Below are 19726 nucleotides of genomic sequence, written 5' to 3' on the forward strand. Positions count from 1 at the left end.
GCCTCGCTATCTCAGTGATTGACGGTATGGGCCAGCATCACTGACAGCTGACACAGCGGCCGTCCGCTTTCTTCGTGCCAGCGATTGAACACCTCCTGCACCAACGCCAGGTCGCGCTGGCTGGTCGGCGCCTTGTCGATCACCTTCTGGGCGATCAGCGCGGCGGCCATGTCTTCGGTGGGCACGAAGGTATCCTTGCCGACCATGCGCAGAAAGCGCGGTGCCGACAGCCCCCCGAGCTGGTTGCCATGCTTGGCCAGGTACTTCCACAGGCCGACGATGTCGTTCTCGGGCCAGTCGGCGATGAACGCGCCGAAACTGCCCTTTTCCTTGGCCACGTCGAGGATCATCTGCGCGTTGCGCGGCACACTCTTGAGCTTGCCCAAGTGACGGATGATGCGGGTGTCCTGCATCAACCGCTCCAGGTGCTCGGCGCTCATCAGTACCACCTTTTCCGGGTCGAAGCCGAAGAACACCTGCTCGAACGCGGGCCACTTGGCATCCACCAGACTGTGCTTGAGCCCGGCGCGAAAGACCCGCAGCGCCAGGGTCGACAGGTAGCGATCATCCGGCAGGGCGCGCAACTGGGCGGCCGAGCGCGGTTGCGGCAGGAAGGCTTCGAGCGCCTTGGCCGAGCCGAAGCGGTTCAGGCAGTACGTGTGCAGCCACTGATAGTCGCGCATCGGATCAGACGTTCAGCACATCGAGAAAGCGCGGCGTGGCGCTTTCGTCGATCTTCAGGCCCGTGAAGTCGAACAGGTTGCGGTCGGCCAGTTGCGACGGCGCGACGTTCTGCAGCGCGCGGAAGATGCTGTCGGTGCGTCCCGGGTGCTTGCGCTCCCACTCCACCAGCATGTCCTTGACCACCTGGCGCTGCAGGTTTTCCTGAGAGCCGCACAGGTTGCACGGGATGATCGGGAATTCCTTCATGTCCGAGTAAGCCTGGATGTCCTTCTCGCTGCAGTAGGCCAGCGGACGGATCACCACGTTGCGACCGTCGTCGGCGCGCAGCTTCGGCGGCATGCCCTTGAGCGCGCCGTTGAAGAACATGTTGAGGAAGAAGGTTTCGACGATGTCGTCGCGGTGATGACCGAGCGCCATCTTGGTCGCGCCGATTTCATCGGCAAAGGTGTACAGGGTGCCCCGACGCAGGCGCGAGCACAGCGAGCAGGTGGTCTTGCCCTCGGGGATCAGTTCCTTGACCACCGAATAGGTGTCTTTCTCGACGATGTGATACTCGACGCCCAAGGTTTTCAGGTAGGCCGGCAGCACATGCTCGGGAAAGCCCGGCTGCTTCTGGTCCATGTTCACCGCGACGATCTGGAAGCTGATCGGCGCCACCTTCTGCAGGTGCAGCAGAACGTCGAGCATGGTGTAGCTGTCCTTGCCCCCGGACAGGCAGACCATGACCTTGTCGCCATCCTCGATCATGTTGTAGTCGGTGATGGCTTCGCCGGCGAGACGACGCAGGCGTTTTTGCAGTTTGTTCTGGTTGACCGAGAGGGTGCCCATAGCGCTTGGATCCGCGAGGTGTGACAAAAGCCGAACATTTTACCTGCAAACCGAGCCCAGGCGTAGGGCCTTCTGATCAGCAGCGCCATGCCGAGGCTGACCGGCGGCTCGTCGGCCGCCAACGGCTTGCGGCATAATGGCGAGCCAGGAGAATTGCCCCGCCATGCCCGAGCTGCTCACGCAACGCGTCGAAACCTGTTTCCAGCTAGCCGAAACCTTTTTCAAACGCACCTTCCCGCGCCCGCAGGTCAGCTTCAAGCTGCGCGGTCAGAAGGCCGGCGTCGCCCATCTGCATGAAAACCTGCTGCGCTTCAACCTGCAGCTGTACCGCGAGAACCACGACGACTTCCTGCGCCAGACCGTGGCCCATGAAGTGGCGCACCTGATCGCTCACCAGCTGTTCGGCGACCGCATCCAGGCCCACGGCGAGGAATGGCAGTTGATCATGCGCGGGGTCTACGAGCTGCCGCCCGAGCGCTGCCACCGCTACGAAGTGCAGCGTCGCGTGGCCACGCGCTACATCTATCGCTGCCCCTGCCCGGACAGCGACTTCGCCTTCACCGCCCAGCGCCACACACTGGTACGCCAGGGGCGCCGCTACCTGTGTCGGCGCTGTCGGCACGTGCTGGTCTTCAGCGGACAGACCCGAGTCGAGTAAGCACCAGCCGCGCTGGCCATGAAAAAGGCGACCCGAGGGTCGCCTTCCTTTATCGCACTACCACCACGATCAACGCACGGCCGGACCTTCGGCTACGCCCAGGTCGTCGGTCGGACGGGTCTCGACCAACGGCGAGCCACCGGAGGCCAGCTCGGACTGCAGCTTGTCGGTATCCAGCTCCTTGACCCACTTGGCGACCACTACAGTGGCAACGGCGTTACCGACCAGGTTGGTCAGCGCACGGGCTTCGGACATGAAGCGGTCGATCCCGAGGATCAGCGCCAAGCCAGCAACCGGCAGGTGACCGACCGCCGACAGGGTGGCGGCCAGGACGATGAAGCCCGAACCGGTCACACCCGCAGCCCCTTTGGAGGCGACCAGCAGCACCAGCAGCAGGGTGATCTGGTGAGTGATGTCCATGGTGGTGTCGGTGGCCTGGGCGATGAACACCGCAGCCATGGTCAGGTAGATCGAGGTGCCGTCCAGGTTGAACGAGTAGCCGGTCGGGATCACCAGGCCAACGACGGATTTCTTCGCGCCCAGGCGCTCCATCTTGGTCAGCATGCGTGGCAGGGCCGACTCCGACGAAGACGTACCCAGCACGATCAGCAGTTCTTCACGGATGTAGCGGATCAGCTTGAGGACGCTGAAGCCGTGGGCGCGGCAGATGGCGCCCAGCACCACGAGCACGAACAACAGGCAGGTGATGTAGAAGCAGGCCATCAGGTAGCCCAGTTGCACCAGCGAACCGACACCATACTGGCCGATGGTGAAGGCCATGGCACCGAAGGCACCGACCGGCGCCAGCTTCATGATCATGTTGATGATGTTGAACATGACGTGGGCGAAGCGATCGATCATCTCCAGCAGCGGTTTGCCGTAGCTGCCCAGACGGTGCAGGGCGAAGCCGAACAGCACCGAGAACATCAGCACTTGCAGGATGTCGCCGTTGGCGAAGGCACCGACCACGGTGGCCGGGATCACGTTGAGCAGGAAGCCGACGGTGGTCTGCTGCGCACCGGCCGAGGCGTAGGCCGCGACGCTGCTGGCGTTCAGGGTGCTGACGTCGACGTGCATACCAGCGCCAGGCTGGACCACGTTGACCACGATCAGGCCGATGATCAGGGCGATGGTGGAAACGATCTCGAAGTACAGGAGTGCGTAGCCGCCGGTCTTGCCAACCGACTTCATGCTCTGCATGCCGGCGATGCCGCTGACCACGGTACAGAAGATGATCGGAGCGATGACCATCTTGATCAGTTTGACGAAGCCGTCACCCAGCGGTTTGAGGGCGACGCCGGTTTCCGGATAGAAGTGGCCGAGCAGAATACCGATGGTGATGGCAACGATCACCTGGAAATACAGGGATTTGTACAGCGGCTGACGTTTCGTCATGGCGTGATCTTCCTCAAGTGTGCCGATTCACCCTTCCCAGGGCGAGGCACCTAAAGCGCGAACCCTCCTGCACCTGGAGGGATTTGTCATTGTGTTAGAGCTGCCTGGGCAGGTCTCTGACAAAGCTTTAGCAAGGCTGATGCCAAAATGCCCGATCCGGGTGCAACACGAGTGTTTACGGGAAGTTTCTGCCCAAGGACAGGGCAACAAGGCATGTAGGATATGGCGGAATTCCGCCCTGTGGCGAAATTCGTACACCCTCAGTGGCGGGAATCCGCCCACGGCCAGCGAAACCTGGATGGATCATTCTTGGTTGAAGGTGATCCTGAACGCGGCGCCGCCGAGCGGCGAATCCTCGAGCGTCAGGCGCCCGTCGAAGCTGTCGATGATGTCTTTGACCACCGCCAGGCCGATGCCCTGACCTGGATGCTGGCGATCCAGGCGCTCACCGCGCTGCAGAATCCGCTCACGTTGACTGGCTGGCACACCGGGGCCGTCGTCTTCGATGCACAGCACCTGTTGGCCAGGCAACGTCTCGAAGCTCACCCGCACCTGCTCCAGGCACAGGCGATAGGCGTTCTCCAGCAAGTTGCCGAGCAGTTCGAGCAAGGCGCCCTCCTCGATCGGCACGCGCGCCTGCGGGGCAACGTTCAGTGTCACCGCCACGCGCTTGTCGCGATACACCTTGTCCAAGGTGCTGCACAAGCTGTCGAGCACCGGCGCCAGGCGCACCTGGTGTCGCACCAGGCCACTCTTGCGCAGGCTGGCGCGCTGCAATTGGTAGTCGATCTGCTGACTCATGCGTTCGATCTGGCTCTGCAGCACGCGCGCCTGTTCACGCTCGCCACTGCCGCGCCCCATGCTCTCGCCCACGCCTTGCAACACCGCCAGCGGCGTCTTCAAGCTGTGTGCCAGGTCGTCCAGCGAATCGCGGTAGCGCTGGCGTTGTTCGCGCTCGCTGTGCAGCAGCCGGTTGAGCGAGCCGGTCAGGCGCAGCAGTTCGCGCGGATGCTCGCGACTCAGGCCCTCACGGGCGCCGCTCTCCACCTCGTCCAGTTCGTGGCTGAGCCTGCGCAGTGAACGCAGCCCCCAGGTCAGGCCGGCCCACAGCAACACCATCAGCGCCAGCAAGGCCGCGCCAAAGCCCAAGTAGAGCTTTTCGCGCAGGCCGTCGAGGGTGTGCTGGTACTCGCGCACCGGTTGCAGGGCGACGATGCTGAATGCTGCGCTGCGACCGCCGAGCAGCTTGACTTCCACGTCATAGACGAAGAATTCGTCGCCATTGTCCTGGCGGATTCGGGCGAACTCGTTGCCATGGCCGTCATAGCGGGGCTGGTAGTTGATGTGCCGGTCGGTGGTGGCACGCGAACGCCACACCAGACGCCCTTCTCGGTCGAAGATGTAGCCGAGCAGGCCGACGCTGGGCAGGTTGTAGCGCTCGTCAGGCAGCAGATCGGGCATCTGCAAATGGCCGTGCTCGACGCGCGCGGCAGAAATCAGCGTGGTGATGTCCGAGGCCAGGCGCTGCTCGATCGACTCCTGCAAGGCCAGGCTGAAGGCCTTCTGCAAGGCCGGCAGCAGCGCCAGCATGAACAGCAGCGCCAGCACGGCGGCGGCCAGCATCAGGCGCACGCGCAGCGAACGAATCATCGGCAGCGCTCGGTGAACAGGTAGCCCAGGCCGCGAACGGTGTCGATCGGTTTGAAGCCGTTGTCGCCCTCGAGCTTGCGGCGCAGCCGGCCGACCAGCACCTCGATGACGTTCGGATCACGCTCCTCGTCGTCCGGGTAAAGCTGTTCCATCAGTCGATCCTTGGCCACCACCTGCTGGTGATGACGCATGAGGTATTCGAGGATGCGGTACTCGTAGGCGGTCAGTGCCAGCGGCTGCTCGTCGAGGGTGGCCTGCTTGCGGTTGAGGTCCAGCAACAAGGGGCCGGCGGCAATGGTCGACTGGGTGAACCCGCTGGAGCGGCGCAGCAGCGCGTTCAGGCGGGCTTCCAGTTCCTCGAACTGGAAAGGCTTGACCACGTAGTCGTCGGCACCCGCAGCCAGGCCCTCGACCTTGTCTTGCCAGTTGCCGCGGGCGGTGAGAATCAGGATGGGAAAAGTCTTGTCCTGGCTGCGCAGCTGGCGGATCAGGTCCAGGCCGCTCATGCCCGGCAGCCCAAGGTCGATGACGGCGAGATCGTGGTTGTACTGGCCGGCCTGGTACAGCGCCTCCTCGGCATCGCCGACTGCCTGGACCACATGTCCGGTCTCGCCCAGTCGTGTGTACAGGTGGTGACGCAGCAGCGCTTCATCCTCGACCACCAGCAACTTCATGTCGTTCTCCTTGGTTTCTCTCGCCCCGCCTGAACTAGAGGCGGGCTGGCACAGCATAACAGCGAACCGGCAGGGGGAACCCCGGCCGGTTTCGTCGAGCCTGTCGCGTCAGAACTTGTAGGTGGCGGCCAAGTAGGTCTGGGCGCTGCTGGTCAGGCGCAGCGCACCTTCCTTGTTGCCGGCGTGGGGCGTGAGTTCGGTGGAGGCGTTGGTGCGCAGGTAGCGGTAGCCCAGTTCCACCGAGGTGTTGTCGGTGACCTGCTGGATCACACCGGCCTGCAGCCCGGCGGCGTAGCCGTAGTTGGTGTCGCGGCTGTAGCCGGATGAGGTCTGGGTCATTTTGGTCATGCCCAGGCTGGCACCGCCGAACAGCTTGGCGGTATCGGTGACCGGCAGGAACAGGTCGTAGCTGCCAAGCAGGTTTTCCTGGCGCAGCTTGATGCCACTATGGCTGTTGGAGACGTTGTCGTAGGTCAGGTAGTAACGGCCTTGGTCGTTCATCTGCCCGACCCGCAGGCCCCAGGTGCCGTCCTTGTTGATGATGCCGTCGGTGTTGAGGTGATCGGTGTTGCGTTGCAGCAGACCGGACTTGCGAATCTTGTCGCTGGTCTGGCCGTAGGTCACGCTGGCGAACGTGTCGTCGGCCTGGGAGGTAGCGGTGAAGCCGGAGGCGCAGACAGCCATGGCGACCATCAGGGTATTGAGTGCTTTCATGCTTTGTTTCTCCAGTGAGGTGCGCTGTGTGGGTGTGAGGGCTAGAGTAAGCAGGGCAGCCTGAACCGCCCCTGAACCCCGACTGAACCTCGGCTGAACGAACCGAACGTGAACAGCACCCGCACCTGGAGATCCCCCATGCGTTTCCTGCTTGCCCTGGCCCTGATGTGCAGCGCCGCCCTCGCCCAGGCGGCGGTACAGACCCGCGAGATTCGCTACCAGGACGCCGACGGCACACCGCTGATCGGCTACTACGCCTATGACGACGCCCTCGATGGCAAGCGCCCCGGCATCGTCGTGGTGCACGAGTGGTGGGGGCTGAACGATTACGCCAAGCGTCGCGCCCGCGACCTTGCCGCGTTGGGCTACAACGCCCTGGCCATCGACATGTATGGCGACGGCAAGCACACCGAGCACCCACAGGACGCCCAGGCCTTCATGGCCGCCGCGCTGAAGGACCCGGCTGCGGCCGCGCGGCGCTTCGACGCGGGCCTGGCGCTGCTCAAGCTGCAACCCAACACCAACAAGCATGAGCTGGGTGCGGTGGGCTACTGCTTCGGCGGCAAGGTGGTGCTCGATGCCGCTCGCCGGGGCGAGAAGCTCGATGGCGTGGTGAGCTTCCATGGCGCGCTGGTCACCCAGACACCCGCCCAGCCAGGCGTGGTCAGGGCCAAGATTCTGGTCGAGCATGGCGAAGCCGACAGCATGGTCACACCGCAGCAGGTGGAGGCTTTCAAGCAGGAAATGGCCGCTGCCGGTGCCGACATGACGTTCGTCGGCATTCCCGGTGCCAAGCACGGCTTCACCAACCCCGACGCCGACCGCCTGAGCCATGGCGAGCATGGCGGGCCGGACATCGGCTATGACAAGGCTGCTGATGAAAGCTCCTGGCGGGACATGCAGGCGTTCTTCAAACAGGCCTTCAAATAGGTGGTCAGCCCCGCGTGCGGGGCGGGCCGGACAAATGGCACAATAGCGCCCATGAACAGACTGCCTACCTGCTGCGCCCCGCTCCAGCACCACTGGCCCCTGCCCCAGCCCGTGCCCGGCGCGGTGCTGGTCAGTTGCGCCTTCGATCCCCAACGCCTGGCCGCCGACGACTTCCAGCGCGCCGGCATCGAGCAGAGCACCAGCCTGCAACGCTCGGTGGCCAAGCGCCAGGCCGAGTACCTGGCCGGGCGCGTCTGTGCGCGTGCGGCTCTTCAGCACCTCGACGGTCGCGATCACGTGCCCGGCACCCATGAGGATCGCTCGCCCATCTGGCCTGGGGACATCCGTGGTTCCATCACCCACGGCCAGGGCTGGGCCGCCGCCGTAGTCGCGCCCGCCACGGCCTGCCAGGGCATCGGCATCGATCAGGAAAGCCTGCTCGACGACGCGCGCGCCGAGCGCCTGGCCGCTGAAATCCTCACCCCCAGCGAATTGCAGCGCCTGGATCCGGCGCAGCTCGGCCTAAGCGTGACGCTGACCTTTTCGCTCAAGGAAAGCTTGTTCAAAGCGCTCTATCCGCTGACGCTCAAGCGCTTTTACTTCGAGCACGCCGAGCTGCTCGAATGGAGCGCCGACGGCCACGCGCGCTTGCGCCTGCTCACCGATCTGTCGGCCGAATGGCGCAGCGGCCGCGAGCTGGCGGGTCAGTACTGTGTGCAGGACGGCCATCTGCTCAGTCTGGTCAGCGCCTGACACTCAGTGGCGCGACTGCCGGGCGGGCCAGCTCAAGCTGAAGCAGGCGCCGCCCAGGCCTTCGCTGCGCCCAACCAGTGCCCGCCCACCATGCCAATAGATGATCCGCCGCACGATCGACAGTCCCAGACCGTGACCGCCCGAGGCGCGGGTGCGGCTGTCGTCCAGGCGCGTGAACGGCGTGAAGATGCGGTCCCAGAACCCCTCCGGAATGCCCGGCCCGTCGTCTTCCACGTCGATGCGGCAGCGCTGCGCGTCGAGCTGGTAACTCAAGCGCACCTGCGACTCGGCGTGGCGCAACGCATTGCCCACCAGATTCTGCAACGCGCGGTGCAGATAACGCGGCTCGGCTTCGACCCAACGTGGCGCGCCGTCACGGTCTGGATCCTCAGCTTGCGTCACCCGGATATCCGCGCGCAACGGGGCCAGCTCGGCCACGATCCTGTCCAGCAATTGCCGTACATCGACGCGTTCGAAATGAAGGGCCGGGGCGCCTTGTTCCAGGCGGGCATAGGTGAGCATCTCGTCGACCAGCCGGTCCAAGTCCTGGATGTCGCTGTCCATCCCCGCCAGGTGCTTGGCCCGCGCCTGTTCGGTGTCGGCCTCCTCGATCATCTCCAAGCCGAAACGCAGGCGTGCCACCGGCGTGCGCAATTCGTGTGACACCGCACGCACCAGCTCGCGCTGCATGCTCAGCGAGCGCTGCAGGTGCTCGGCCATGCGGTTGAACGCTGCGGCCAGGCGTCCGACCGAGTCGGCATCGCCGGCCGGCACCCGCGTCTGCAGGCTGCCCTGGGCGATGTGCGAGGCCGCCAGTTCGAGACCCGAGACGCGGCGCTCGAGCTGACGCACCAGCAGGTAGACCACCAAACCGATCAAGCACAAACCCACTGCCGCGATCAACACCAGCAATGCCGGTGGATAGGGTTTGAACGGGTAGAGTGGTCCAATCTCCAGCACCCAGGGCGAGCCGGACAGTCCAGAGAACACGCGGATGGCGTCCCCGTCGCGGCTCAACGCCATCACCGTGTCGCCCTCCTCCACCCGCCGTCGCTGATCGTCGTCCAGATCCGCGCGCTCGATGCGCTGCAAGCCGATGTCGAAACCAAATCCTTTGCTCTGACGGATCTGCGCCAGGCGCTGTGGCTGCTCGGTCACCGGGTAGCGCACCAGCTCGTCGGCCAGCAGGTACAACGTCGCGCGGGCGAGTTGCTCGCTGATCTGCTTGACCTGCGCCACCAGCACCTGGTCCTCCTCGGCCAACTGGCGCAGTACCTTGGCCGCGTGCGGCCCGGTCTTGTCGACCACCACCAGACCACGCGCCAGACGGCTGCGTTGGCCGGCATCCAGGGGTTGCGCGGACAGCGCCAGCAGATCCAGTGGCACGCCGAGCAGCCGCTCCCAGATCACCAGTGATCGCTTGCGCTCGACCTCGCTCTGCAGCGCCAGGTTGTCCGCCATCAGACTGAAGGTGCCTTGCGCCAGATCCTCTCGGTACTGCGCGGCACGCACGTGGTTGACCAGCTGCAGGCTCAGGACCCCGAGCACGGCGACCAATACCAGCACCGCCAGCATGCCGCCATAAATGCGCAGGAAGATCGAATTCATGGCCCGACATCGCCGACGAACAAATAACCCTTGCTGCGCAGCGTCTTGATCAGGCGCGGGTGTACAGGATCGTCGCCGATCTTCGGGCGAATCTTGGAGATGCGGATATCGATGGAGCGGTCCTGGCCGTCATAACCGACGCCGCGCAGCGACGTGCAGATCTGCTCGCGCGACAGCACCCGACCGGCATGGCTGGCCAGCAACCAGAGCAGGTCGAACTCCGCGCCGGTCAGCTCGATGGCCTGCTCGCCCAGCCAGGCCTCGCGCGCACGGTTGTCGATGCGCAGTGCACCGAAGCACAGGCTGTGGGCCTTGCCCAGAGGCGCGTCGCTACGTCGCAGCAGCGCATTGATGCGCGCCAGCAGCAGACGCGGGCGCACCGGCTTGCACACGTAATCGTCGGCGCCCAGGTCCAGGCCCTGGACCTGATCGAGTTCGTCACTGCGCGCGGTCAGCATGAGGATGGGATTGGCGAACTGGCCACGGACCTTTCGGCAAATGCTCAAACCGTTTTCGCCAGGCAGCATCAGGTCGAGCACCACGAGATCGGGCTGGCTGTCGAGGATACGCCGCACGGCCCGCGCGCCATCATGCTCGACCGCCACCTCGAAACCATTACCCTGCAAGTACTCGGCAGTGAGGTCGGCCAGACGCTGATCGTCCTCGACGATGAGGATGCGCTGGAGGGGCTGATCCATCGCCTTCTCCCTTCTTGTTGGGGTGGTCGGGGGCGTCCTGACCTATAGACAGAGGGTCATGTTGCCCTCGGATACTACGTCCAGCCGTAGTGACTGCCAACCACTCGGCAGCTTCTTGCACAGGTCCGGATAGCGCAAAAAAACGTCCGGACCTGTAGCGACTAGGCCTACAGCGGCGGTCGGCTATTCACTCACAAAGTACCCACAAGATATCCACAGCCCGCTGCCTTGCAATACCCCCCATACCGCATTATCTTGTATCCCCAGCGCGGCGAACCACTACATGTTGTGGCTTCGACCTTGAGCACAACCATAAGTCAACGCAGAAACTCAAGCGATTTTTCTGCCGGAACTTACGCTGATTTCAGCAGCCAAACCGCTCCTGCACAGGCGCGACCGAGGCAAGCCCCCGTGGCCTTGTTCGGGTATGGGTGTTGCAGGCATGGCCTGACACCCGACAGCAACAGTTCCTGGGCTCGCCCAGGATCTTTGACTTCGGCCAGGGAGCGGCAAGCGATTGCCCTTATTCCTGAGTCTGTCCCGAAGTCGGTAAGCCCGAGTGGCCGACGCACCTTCGCGTGCCGTCCGCCCACGGGCCGAGCTAACTGACTGGATGGAACGGTGGGCGCCCACAAGGCGCCCGAACACTATAGAAACTGTGGAGACACCCACCCATGCACACCGACACAACTCGCGAGAACCCGCAGGCCAAGGCGCCGCAGGCCACCGATTCGAATCAGGATCTGGCTGCGACCGCTCCGGGCCAACTGCGCGTGATCAAGCGTAACGGCACTGTCGTGGCCTACACCGACGACAAGATCACCGTTGCCATCACCAAGGCGTTCCTCGCAGTTGAAGGCGGCACCGCCGCCGCTTCGTCGCGTATCCACGACACCGTCGCGCGCCTGACCGAACAGGTCACCGCCACGTTCAAGCGTCGCATGCCGTCGGGTGGCACCATCCACATCGAAGAAATCCAGGATCAGGTCGAACTGGCCCTGATGCGCGCCGGCGAACAGAAAGTCGCCCGCGACTACGTGATCTACCGTGACCAGCGCGCCAAAGAGCGTGCCACTCGCGCCAACACCGATTCGGTGGTCGAGCCGCACCCGAGCATCCGCATCACCCTGGCCGACGGCAGCCTGGCGCCGCTGGACATGGCGCGCCTGAACACCATCATCAGCGAAGCCTGCGAAGGCCTGGCCGAAGTCGATGGCGAACTGATCCAGCGCGACACCCTGAAGAACCTCTACGACGGCGTGGCCCTCAAGGACGTCAACACCGCCCTTGTGATGACCGCCCGTACCCTGGTCGAGCGCGAGCCGAACTACTCGTTCGTCACCGCCCGCCTGCTGATGGACACCCTGCGCGCCGAAGGCCTGGGCTTCCTCGGCGTGGCCGACAGCGCCACCCACCACGAGATGGCCGAACTGTATGCCAAGGCCCTGCCGGCCTACGTCGCGAAAGGCGTCGAGTTCGAGCTGCTCGACCCGGCCCTCAAGGGCTACGACCTGGAGCGCCTGGGCAAGGCCATCAACCACGAGCGTGACCAGCAGTTCACCTACCTGGGCCTGCAGACCCTTTACGACCGTTACTTCATCCACAAGGATGGCGTGCGCTTCGAACTGCCGCAGGTGTTCTTCATGCGCGTGGCCATGGGCCTGGCGCTGCAGGAAAAAGACCGCGAAGCCCGTGCCATCGAGTTCTACAACCTGTTGTCGTCGTTCGACTACATGGCCTCGACCCCGACCCTGTTCAACGCCGGTACCCTGCGTCCGCAGCTGTCGAGCTGCTACCTGACCACCGTTCCGGACGACCTGTCGGGCATCTACAAGGCCATCCACGACAACGCCATGCTGTCCAAATTCGCCGGTGGCCTGGGCAACGACTGGACCCCGGTGCGTGCTTTGGGTTCGTACATCAAGGGCACCAACGGCAAGTCGCAGGGCGTCGTGCCCTTCCTCAAGGTGGTCAACGACACCGCCGTGGCCGTCAACCAGGGTGGCAAGCGCAAGGGCGCGGTCTGCGCCTACCTGGAAACCTGGCACCTGGATATCGAGGAATTCCTCGAGCTGCGCAAGAACACCGGTGACGACCGTCGTCGTACCCACGACATGAACACCGCCAACTGGATTCCAGACCTGTTCATGAAGCGTGTCTTCGACGACGGCAAATGGACCCTGTTCTCGCCTTCGGAAGTGCCGGACCTGCACGACCTGACCGGCAAGGCCTTCGAAGAACGCTACGAGTACTACGAAGCCCTGACCGAGTACAACAAGATCAAGGTGTTCAAGACCGTCCAGGCCAAAGACCTGTGGCGCAAGATGCTGTCGATGCTGTTCGAGACCGGCCACCCTTGGCTGACCTTCAAGGACCCGTGCAACCTGCGCTCGCCGCAGCAGCACGTGGGCGTGGTGCACAGCTCGAACCTGTGCACCGAGATCACCCTGAACACCAACGCCGACGAAATCGCCGTGTGCAACCTGGGTTCTATCAACCTGCCGAACCACATCGCCGACGGCAAGCTGGACACCGCGAAACTGGCGCGTACCGTCAAGACCGCCGTGCGCATGCTCGACAACGTGATCGACATCAACTACTACTCGGTGCCCCAGGCACAGAACTCGAACTTCAAGCACCGTCCGGTCGGCCTGGGCATCATGGGCTTCCAGGACGCGCTGTACCTGCAGCACATCCCGTACGGCTCGGACGCGGCCGTCGAGTTCGCCGACAAGTCCATGGAGGCAGTCAGCTACTACGCCATCCAGGCCTCGTGTGACCTGGCCGACGAGCGCGGCGCCTACCAGACCTTCGACGGTTCCCTGTGGTCCCAAGGTATCCTGCCGCTGGACTCGCAGCAGATCCTGATCGAGGCCCGTGGCGCCAAGTACATCGACGTCAACCTGGAAGAGTCGCTGGACTGGGCTCCGGTGCGCGATCGGGTCAAGAAAGGCATCCGCAACTCGAACATCATGGCCATCGCACCGACCGCGACCATCGCCAACATCACCGGCGTATCGCAGTCGATCGAACCGACCTATCAGAACCTGTACGTCAAGTCGAACCTGTCGGGCGAGTTCACCGTGATCAACCCGTACCTGGTCCGCGACCTGAAAGCCCGCGACCTGTGGGACTCGGTGATGATCAACGACCTGAAGTACTACGACGGTTCGGTGCAGCAGATCGAGCGTATCCCGCAGGAGCTCAAAGACCTGTACGCCACGGCCTTCGAAGTCGACACCAAGTGGATCGTCGATGCCGCCTCGCGTCGCCAGAAGTGGATCGACCAGGCCCAGTCGCTGAACCTGTACATCGCCGGCGCCTCGGGCAAGAAGCTGGACGTGACCTACCGCATGGCTTGGTACCGTGGTCTGAAGACCACCTACTACCTCCGTGCCCTGGCCGCCACCAGCACCGAAAAATCGACCATCAACACCGGCAAGCTCAACGCCGTTTCCAGCGGCGGCGACAGCGCCCCGGTCCAGGCCGCAGGCCCTGCGCCGGTGCCGAAGGCCTGCGCCATTGACGAGCCGGATTGCGAAGCCTGCCAGTAAGGCTTGGCTGAGGCTTCCCCCGGGAAGCCTCTTTTTCCGTGTCACCACACGGAACCCTGTGGCAGCGGGTTTACCCGCGACAAGGCCGGCATTGCCGTCGCCTGCCCCACAGCCAAACACAATAAGCCTGGGCGCCATTGCCTGGGCCAGCCTCTCAAAGGGCAAACAGATTTGCGTGCACGGTAGTACCCCCTTCGGGACCAAAGCAGCGCAACCAAGATCCACCGGCCATACTCCAGAGATGGCCCTCAAGCAGGAGCACTTAGCATGCTGAGCTGGGACGAATTCGACAAAGAAGATGACGGCGAAGTCGCCGCCAAAGGCAACACCCCCGCACAGGCCCACGCCGCCGCGACCCTGGACAAGCTGGACAGCGCCGGTGGTGCCGCCGCCCTGGAAGCCCGTGCCGCCACCGCTGCCGATTCCGAAGCCGTGAAGCGCGCCAAGGCCGCCCTCGACGCCCTCGACATCGCCGAGGGCCTGGCTGAGCTGGAAGGCTCGTCGGCCCGCGTCGCCGTTGACGAGAAGCGCATGATCAACTGCCGCGCCGACCTCAACCAACTCGTGCCTTTCAAGTACGATTGGGCCTGGCAGAAGTACCTCGATGGCTGCGCCAACCACTGGATGCCGCAAGAGGTCAACATGACCGCCGACATCGCACTGTGGAAGAGCATGGACGGCCTGACCGAAGACGAGCGCCGCATCGTCATGCGCAACCTCGGCTTCTTCTCCACCGCCGACTCGCTGGTCGCCAACAACCTGGCCCTGGCCGTCTACCGCCTGATCACCAACCCCGAATGCCGCCAGTACATCCTGCGCCAGGCCTTCGAAGAGGCGATCCACACCCATGCCTACCAGTACTGCATCGAGTCGCTGGGCATGGATGAAGGCGAGATCTTCAACATGTACCACGAGATCCCGTCGGTGGCGAAGAAAGCCGCCTGGGGCCTGAAGTACACCCGCGCCATTTCCGATCCGGAATTCAACACCGGCACCGTCGAAACCGACAAGGAACTGCTGCGCAACCTGATCGCCTACTACTGCGTCCTGGAAGGCATCTTCTTCTACTGCGGCTTCACCCAGATCCTGTCCATGGGTCGCCGCAACAAGATGACTGGCGTCGCCGAGCAGTTCCAGTACATCCTGCGCGACGAGTCGATGCACCTGAACTTCGGTATCGACGTGATCAACCAGATCAAGATCGAGAACCCGCACCTGTGGGATGCGGCGATGAAGGAAGAAGCGACCCAGATGATCCTGCAAGGGACTCAGCTGGAGATCGAATATGCCCGCGACACCATGCCACGCGGTGTACTGGGCATGAACGCGGCAATGATGGAGGACTACCTCAAGTTCATTGCCAACCGTCGTCTGACTCAAATCGGTCTTAAAGAAGAGTACCCAGGGACCACCAACCCGTTCCCATGGATGAGCGAGATCATGGACTTGAAGAAGGAGAAGAACTTCTTCGAGACGCGCGTGATCGAGTATCAGACCGGCGGGGCGTTGAGCTGGGATTGATGAAGAAGCCACCGAAAGGTGGCTTTTTTGTACCTTTGATTGGTATCGAAGGGCCTAGTACATCCTCAAGGCTGTGGGGCATCTGCCTCGACCCGCTCCACTACCACTTCCTGCTGCGTCAGCAGATCCGTCAGAATGATATCGCGCTCATTCAAATCGGGCGTAATCATCACCGAACGAATGAGGCGAATCGTTTCCCCGTCACGAGCTTGAGTATTCTCGAACGTCACGACGATCGACTTGTTGCGCCAGTGGGCGATATCGAAGCCGCCTGCTGCCAGAAATACCTCGATATTGCGCTCGTCGTTGAATGCCTTGGCCGGTAGCACCAGCGGCCGGTCGTTGAGGAATACTTGATAATACTGATGGGTGCTCGCAGGAAAGTTGTGCTGGACCACATGTTCGATTCGCCAGTGGTAAACGGTGTTCTCGTATACCACGTGACGCTCTGTCTGGTGGCCGCTGCAGGCGGCGAGCAGCGGCATGGCCAGCAGACCGAGTCTATTTCGGAGAGTACGCAGAATCATCGTGTAGGTTCGCTGTAGTTCATCATTACCGGGGCTATAGCCTACGCATCCTGTAGGCCAGCGCGCAATGCGGCGAAGACGCTGGCGCTTGCTTCGACGGCCTGCACCAATGTGACTTTGTTCGTCCACAGCGAGTCGACGACACCCTCGGAAAAGATCTCCAGAACGTAGTTGCCGTGGTAACCGAAAGCGCTCAGCTTCTCCAGCAGCGGACAAACGGTAGGTGGCGCCCCAGCGCGCGGCTATCATTCAGCGAGCGCGGACGACGCCAGTCGGCCAGTTGCACCCGAAACAGCCCTTGGGCACTGATGCTCTCAAGCAGCCCGACATTCTTGTCAGCTGTTGTACAAGTCCAGACACCTGCGTCCTCTTGCAAGGTCAATGGTGCGGTGGTGATCTGGCTAATGGCCAGGTTGCGCAGAGTACCTCCAGGATGGTGTGGATGAGCGAGGTGATGACCCCATCTTTCACAGGTAGCCAAATAGGCTCACGGGTTCAGATAACCCTCAATGTTCGATCAGATGCCGGTGGCTGCGCAGGTAAGTCACTAGACGATCAATGAGGCTCCGCACCTCGGCCGAGCCAGATGTGCTCTCCCGCTGTGATACAGGATTGGGCCAGAGTGACTCTTCGAATACCGTCAGCACGCCATACCGTTAGGCTGATCCTGCGCACAATTAACTGGCGCGAGCATGTCTGCGGGAAACAATTGCTCGTTTGGCCTGAAGAAATGGTTACATTGGCCTACGCTGCTTTATTCAATGCATGGGCCGATGATGGTAACGGTAAAGCGCTCGGATGGCCTCAAGCAACTGCGGCACGCAGGCTTGACGATCCGCGGCGCTCATTGTATCGAGCAGTTCGACGTTGTCTTCAAGACCGTGCAGGGAAATCGCCTTTAGCAAGGCGTCCTGTTCGCGGGGCAGGGTCGGCCATTGAGTGACTTGAGTGCCACGCATGTAACCGAAGCACCATTCCTCCAGCACGATGACCGTGCCCTCCTCGGTCTCGCTCTCTTCCAACAGCGGTTGGAATCGATCAAGGTCATCGGCCAACTCCTCGGCGACCTGACTGGCGTAGCGCAACATCAGCGCGGTATAGGCTTCTTCATGGGCGGGCTTCTTGAATTTTGGCACCTTGCCGCCTGCGACGGCCGGAAGCCAATGTTCAGGCGTGACCTTGACTGGCGAACTGGCCAAGGCGGTAAAGAAGCCGTTGAGTTCAGCAAGGTTGATCACTGAGTATTCATTACCGTAGCTGATCAAAAGATCTTCAAGACGATTAAGTTCTTTTTCACTCAGAGTGGGCAGCATGGGACAGTCCTGGGTAAGGGAAGATGCACCCTAGCACAGGCACGGTGAAGGAAGGATTTTGCTGAAAGGGGCATGCTGGCTAGTGGTGGCCAAGCCAGCCGACATTCGAGGTCGATGGTCAGTTGGAAGAAGCCGCCTGCACTAGCCAGAGGTAGTACAGGCGGGGGCGTCGCTAAGTCAAACAGCTAGTGCGCGCTCACGCAGCTCGCTATTCAAGATCCGATCGTTCTCGCTGTAATCGACCGGGCAATCGATGACGTGCACGCCTGGCGTCTTGATGCAGTGCTCCAGCAGCGGCAGCAGCCCCTCGGCGCTTTCCACGCGGTGACCATTGGCGCCGTAGGCTTCGGCATATTTGACGAAGTCGGGGTTACCGTAGTCCAAGCCGAAATCGGTGAAGCCCATGTTGGCCTGCTTCCAGCGGATCATGCCGTAGCCGTCGTCGCGCAGGATCACCACGGTGATGTGCATGCCCAGACGCACAGCTGTTTCCAGCTCCTGACTGTTCATCATGAAGCCGCCATCGCCGCACACCGAGATCACCGGGCGGTCCGGGTACACCAGGTGCGATGCCATGGCCGACGGCAAGCCGGCGCCCATGGTCGCCAAGGCGTTGTCCAGTAGCACGGTGTTGGGTTTGTGCGCTTTGTAGTTGCGGGCGAACCAGATCTTGTAGATGCCGTTGTCGAGGGCGACGATGCCTTCGGACGGCAGCACGCGACGGATGTCGGCCACCAGACGCTGCGGGTAGACCGGGAAGCGGTCGTCGTCGGCGCCTTCGACGATCTGCGCTTCGTTGGCTTCACGGATGGCCATCAGGCGGGTGAAGTCCCAATGCGAGGTGTCGCCCAACGCTTCGCTGATCTGCCATACGGCGTTGGCGATATCGCCAATCACTTCGACCTGCGGGAAGTACACCGCATCCACTTCCGCCGAACGGAAGCTGATGTGGATGACTTCGGTACCGCCGCGGACCATGAAGAACGGCGGCTTCTCGATCACGTCGTGGCCGATGTTGATGATCAGGTCGGCCGCTTCGACAGCGCGGTGCACGAAATCACCAGACGACAGCGCAGCGTTGCCCAGGAAACGCGGGTGACGCTCGTCGACCACACCCTTGCCCATCTGCGTGGTGATGAACGGGATGCCGGTCTTGTCGATGAGCTGCTTGAGCACCTTGGCGGTCATCTTGCGGTTGGCACCGGCGCCGATCACCAGGATCGGATTGCGTGCGTTCTGCAGTTTCTGCACGGCAGCGTCGATGGCCACGTGCTCGGCCAGCGGACGGCGGTGAAGGCTGCGCGGGATCGGCAAGGCATCGGTCTGCTCGGCGGCGATGTCTTCAGGCAACTCCAGGTGCACCGCGCCGGGTTTCTCTTCTTCGGCCAGGCGGAAGGCTTCGCGCATACGGGCCGGAATGTTGTCGGCCGAAGCGAACTGGTGGGTGTACTTGGTGATGGGGTCCATCATGCCGCACACGTCGATGATCTGGAATCGACCCTGCTTGGACTTCTTGATCGGCTTCTGGCCGGTGATCATCATCATCGGCATGCCGCCCAGATAGGCGTAGGCGCTGGCGGTGACCAGGTTGGTCGCGCCGGGACCCAGGGTCGACAGGCTGACGCCGGTCTTGCCGGTCAGGCGTCCATAGGTTGCAGCCATGAAGCCTGCGGATTGTTCGTGGCGGGTCAGTACCAGCTTGATCTTCGACTTGCGCAGGGATTCGAGCAGGTCGAGGTTCTCCTCGCCGGGGATGCCGAACACATACTCGACACCTTCGTTTTCCAGGCATTGCACAACGACATCGGCGGCCTTGGCCATCTTGCTTCTAACCTCAAGTAATAGGACGGTGAAAGTCCAGAAATGCGCAGCGCGCTACGCTGGCATCGCTCGGTCCAGGTGCCAGGATTGCCCCGAACCTAAGTCTTGACGCAGGGTAGGTACGGGGAAGTCACGTATTGTGACAGCAACATTGTCGCACCAATGAGGAGACTTGCGTGGCGGCCGGAGGGCAAAGAGACAGCTAACTGATGGTTGCGCTTTTTTAGCGCACCAAAGACAAAACCCCTACCTGCTCGCGCAGATAGGGGTTTTGCGAAATGAATCTTGACGATGACCTACTCTCACATGGGGAAACCCCACACTACCATCGGCGATGCATCGTTTCACTGCTGAGTTCGGGATGGGATCAGGTGGTTCCAATGCTCTATGGTCGTCAA

General features: G+C 62.5%; 16 protein-coding genes and 1 rRNA gene. 5 read left to right on the plus strand and 12 right to left on the minus strand.

The window, feature by feature from the left end:
• Positions 1 to 11: 11 nt before the first annotated feature.
• Positions 12 to 683 (minus strand): DNA-3-methyladenine glycosylase I, encoded by a 672-nt coding sequence (locus Q7C30_RS15715; RefSeq protein ID WP_317872059.1) that lies wholly within the window; start codon positions 681 to 683, stop codon positions 12 to 14.
• A 4-nt stretch (positions 684 to 687) separates the two neighbouring features.
• Positions 688 to 1512 carry a tRNA 2-thiocytidine(32) synthetase TtcA gene (gene ttcA, locus Q7C30_RS15720; protein WP_029612927.1) on the minus strand — a complete coding sequence of 275 codons (825 nt, stop codon included), beginning with the start codon at positions 1510 to 1512 and terminating at the stop codon, positions 688 to 690.
• Positions 1513 to 1675: 163 nt separating this feature from the next.
• On the opposite strand from ttcA, the gene Q7C30_RS15725 reads away from it, so the two are divergent.
• Positions 1676 to 2170 (plus strand): SprT family zinc-dependent metalloprotease, encoded by a 495-nt coding sequence (locus tag Q7C30_RS15725; RefSeq protein ID WP_317872060.1) that lies wholly within the window; start codon positions 1676 to 1678, stop codon positions 2168 to 2170.
• Between the two features lie 69 nt (positions 2171 to 2239).
• Here Q7C30_RS15725 and Q7C30_RS15730 read toward each other — a convergent pair whose 3' ends face one another.
• The 4 genes from Q7C30_RS15730 to Q7C30_RS15745 all read right to left on the minus strand — a co-directional run bounded on the left by Q7C30_RS15730 (position 2240) and on the right by Q7C30_RS15745 (position 6603).
• Positions 2240 to 3565 carry a dicarboxylate/amino acid:cation symporter gene (locus tag Q7C30_RS15730; RefSeq protein ID WP_039576034.1) on the minus strand — a complete coding sequence of 442 codons (1326 nt, stop codon included), beginning with the start codon at positions 3563 to 3565 and terminating at the stop codon, positions 2240 to 2242.
• Between the two features lie 303 nt (positions 3566 to 3868).
• Complete coding sequence (locus Q7C30_RS15735; protein ID WP_317872061.1) at positions 3869 to 5215, minus strand: ATP-binding protein; 1347 nt, start codon at positions 5213 to 5215, stop codon at positions 3869 to 3871.
• Positions 5212 to 5889: a response regulator gene (locus tag Q7C30_RS15740; protein WP_116887728.1), complete on the minus strand. Its 678-nt coding sequence runs from the start codon at positions 5887 to 5889 to the stop codon at positions 5212 to 5214. Before Q7C30_RS15740 ends, Q7C30_RS15735 begins: the two co-directional genes overlap by 4 nt.
• A gap of 108 nt (positions 5890 to 5997) precedes the next feature.
• Complete coding sequence (locus Q7C30_RS15745) at positions 5998 to 6603, minus strand: outer membrane beta-barrel protein (RefSeq protein ID WP_039576030.1); 606 nt, start codon at positions 6601 to 6603, stop codon at positions 5998 to 6000.
• A gap of 138 nt (positions 6604 to 6741) precedes the next feature.
• On the opposite strand from Q7C30_RS15745, the gene Q7C30_RS15750 reads away from it, so the two are divergent.
• Together Q7C30_RS15750 and Q7C30_RS15755 are read left to right on the plus strand one after the other, a co-directional pair.
• Positions 6742 to 7533, plus strand: coding sequence for a dienelactone hydrolase family protein (locus Q7C30_RS15750; protein ID WP_039576028.1), 792 nt, complete (start codon positions 6742 to 6744; stop codon positions 7531 to 7533).
• A 51-nt stretch (positions 7534 to 7584) separates the two neighbouring features.
• The gene (locus Q7C30_RS15755; protein WP_317872062.1) at positions 7585 to 8286 is read left to right on the plus strand and encodes a 4'-phosphopantetheinyl transferase superfamily protein; all 702 of its coding nucleotides are present in this window, start codon (positions 7585 to 7587) and stop codon (positions 8284 to 8286) included.
• Positions 8287 to 8289: 3 nt separating this feature from the next.
• Here Q7C30_RS15755 and Q7C30_RS15760 read toward each other — a convergent pair whose 3' ends face one another.
• Together Q7C30_RS15760 and Q7C30_RS15765 are read right to left on the minus strand one after the other, a co-directional pair.
• Positions 8290 to 9894 (minus strand): ATP-binding protein, encoded by a 1605-nt coding sequence (locus Q7C30_RS15760; RefSeq protein WP_317872063.1) that lies wholly within the window; start codon positions 9892 to 9894, stop codon positions 8290 to 8292.
• Entirely contained in the window at positions 9891 to 10592 is a 702-nt protein-coding gene (locus Q7C30_RS15765; protein ID WP_317872064.1) for a response regulator transcription factor, read from the minus strand. Before Q7C30_RS15765 ends, Q7C30_RS15760 begins: the two co-directional genes overlap by 4 nt.
• A 674-nt stretch (positions 10593 to 11266) precedes the next feature.
• Between Q7C30_RS15765 and Q7C30_RS15770 the strand changes: the two genes are divergently transcribed.
• Positions 11267 to 14146 carry a ribonucleoside-diphosphate reductase subunit alpha gene (locus Q7C30_RS15770; RefSeq protein ID WP_039576021.1) on the plus strand — a complete coding sequence of 960 codons (2880 nt, stop codon included), beginning with the start codon at positions 11267 to 11269 and terminating at the stop codon, positions 14144 to 14146.
• 267 nt (positions 14147 to 14413) lie between these two features.
• Complete coding sequence (locus Q7C30_RS15775) at positions 14414 to 15667, plus strand: ribonucleotide-diphosphate reductase subunit beta (protein WP_039576020.1); 1254 nt, start codon at positions 14414 to 14416, stop codon at positions 15665 to 15667.
• A 65-nt stretch (positions 15668 to 15732) separates the two neighbouring features.
• Here Q7C30_RS15775 and Q7C30_RS15780 read toward each other — a convergent pair whose 3' ends face one another.
• The 4 genes from Q7C30_RS15780 to rrf form a co-directional block, all read right to left on the minus strand.
• Positions 15733 to 16194 carry a hypothetical protein gene (locus tag Q7C30_RS15780; RefSeq protein ID WP_317872065.1) on the minus strand — a complete coding sequence of 154 codons (462 nt, stop codon included), beginning with the start codon at positions 16192 to 16194 and terminating at the stop codon, positions 15733 to 15735.
• A 758-nt stretch (positions 16195 to 16952) separates the two neighbouring features.
• Positions 16953 to 17507: a UPF0149 family protein gene (locus Q7C30_RS15785; protein ID WP_029612939.1), complete on the minus strand. Its 555-nt coding sequence runs from the start codon at positions 17505 to 17507 to the stop codon at positions 16953 to 16955.
• 177 nt (positions 17508 to 17684) lie between these two features.
• A complete protein-coding gene (locus Q7C30_RS15790) occupies positions 17685 to 19328 on the minus strand; it encodes an acetolactate synthase large subunit (protein ID WP_039576017.1) in 1644 nt (547 codons plus the stop codon).
• Positions 19329 to 19611: 283 nt separating this feature from the next.
• A 5S ribosomal RNA gene (gene rrf, locus Q7C30_RS15795) occupies positions 19612 to 19726 on the minus strand.

It is taken from the genome of Pseudomonas sp. RAC1, from assembly GCF_030658255.1.
Lineage (GTDB): Bacteria > Pseudomonadota > Gammaproteobacteria > Pseudomonadales > Pseudomonadaceae > Aquipseudomonas > Aquipseudomonas boreofloridensis.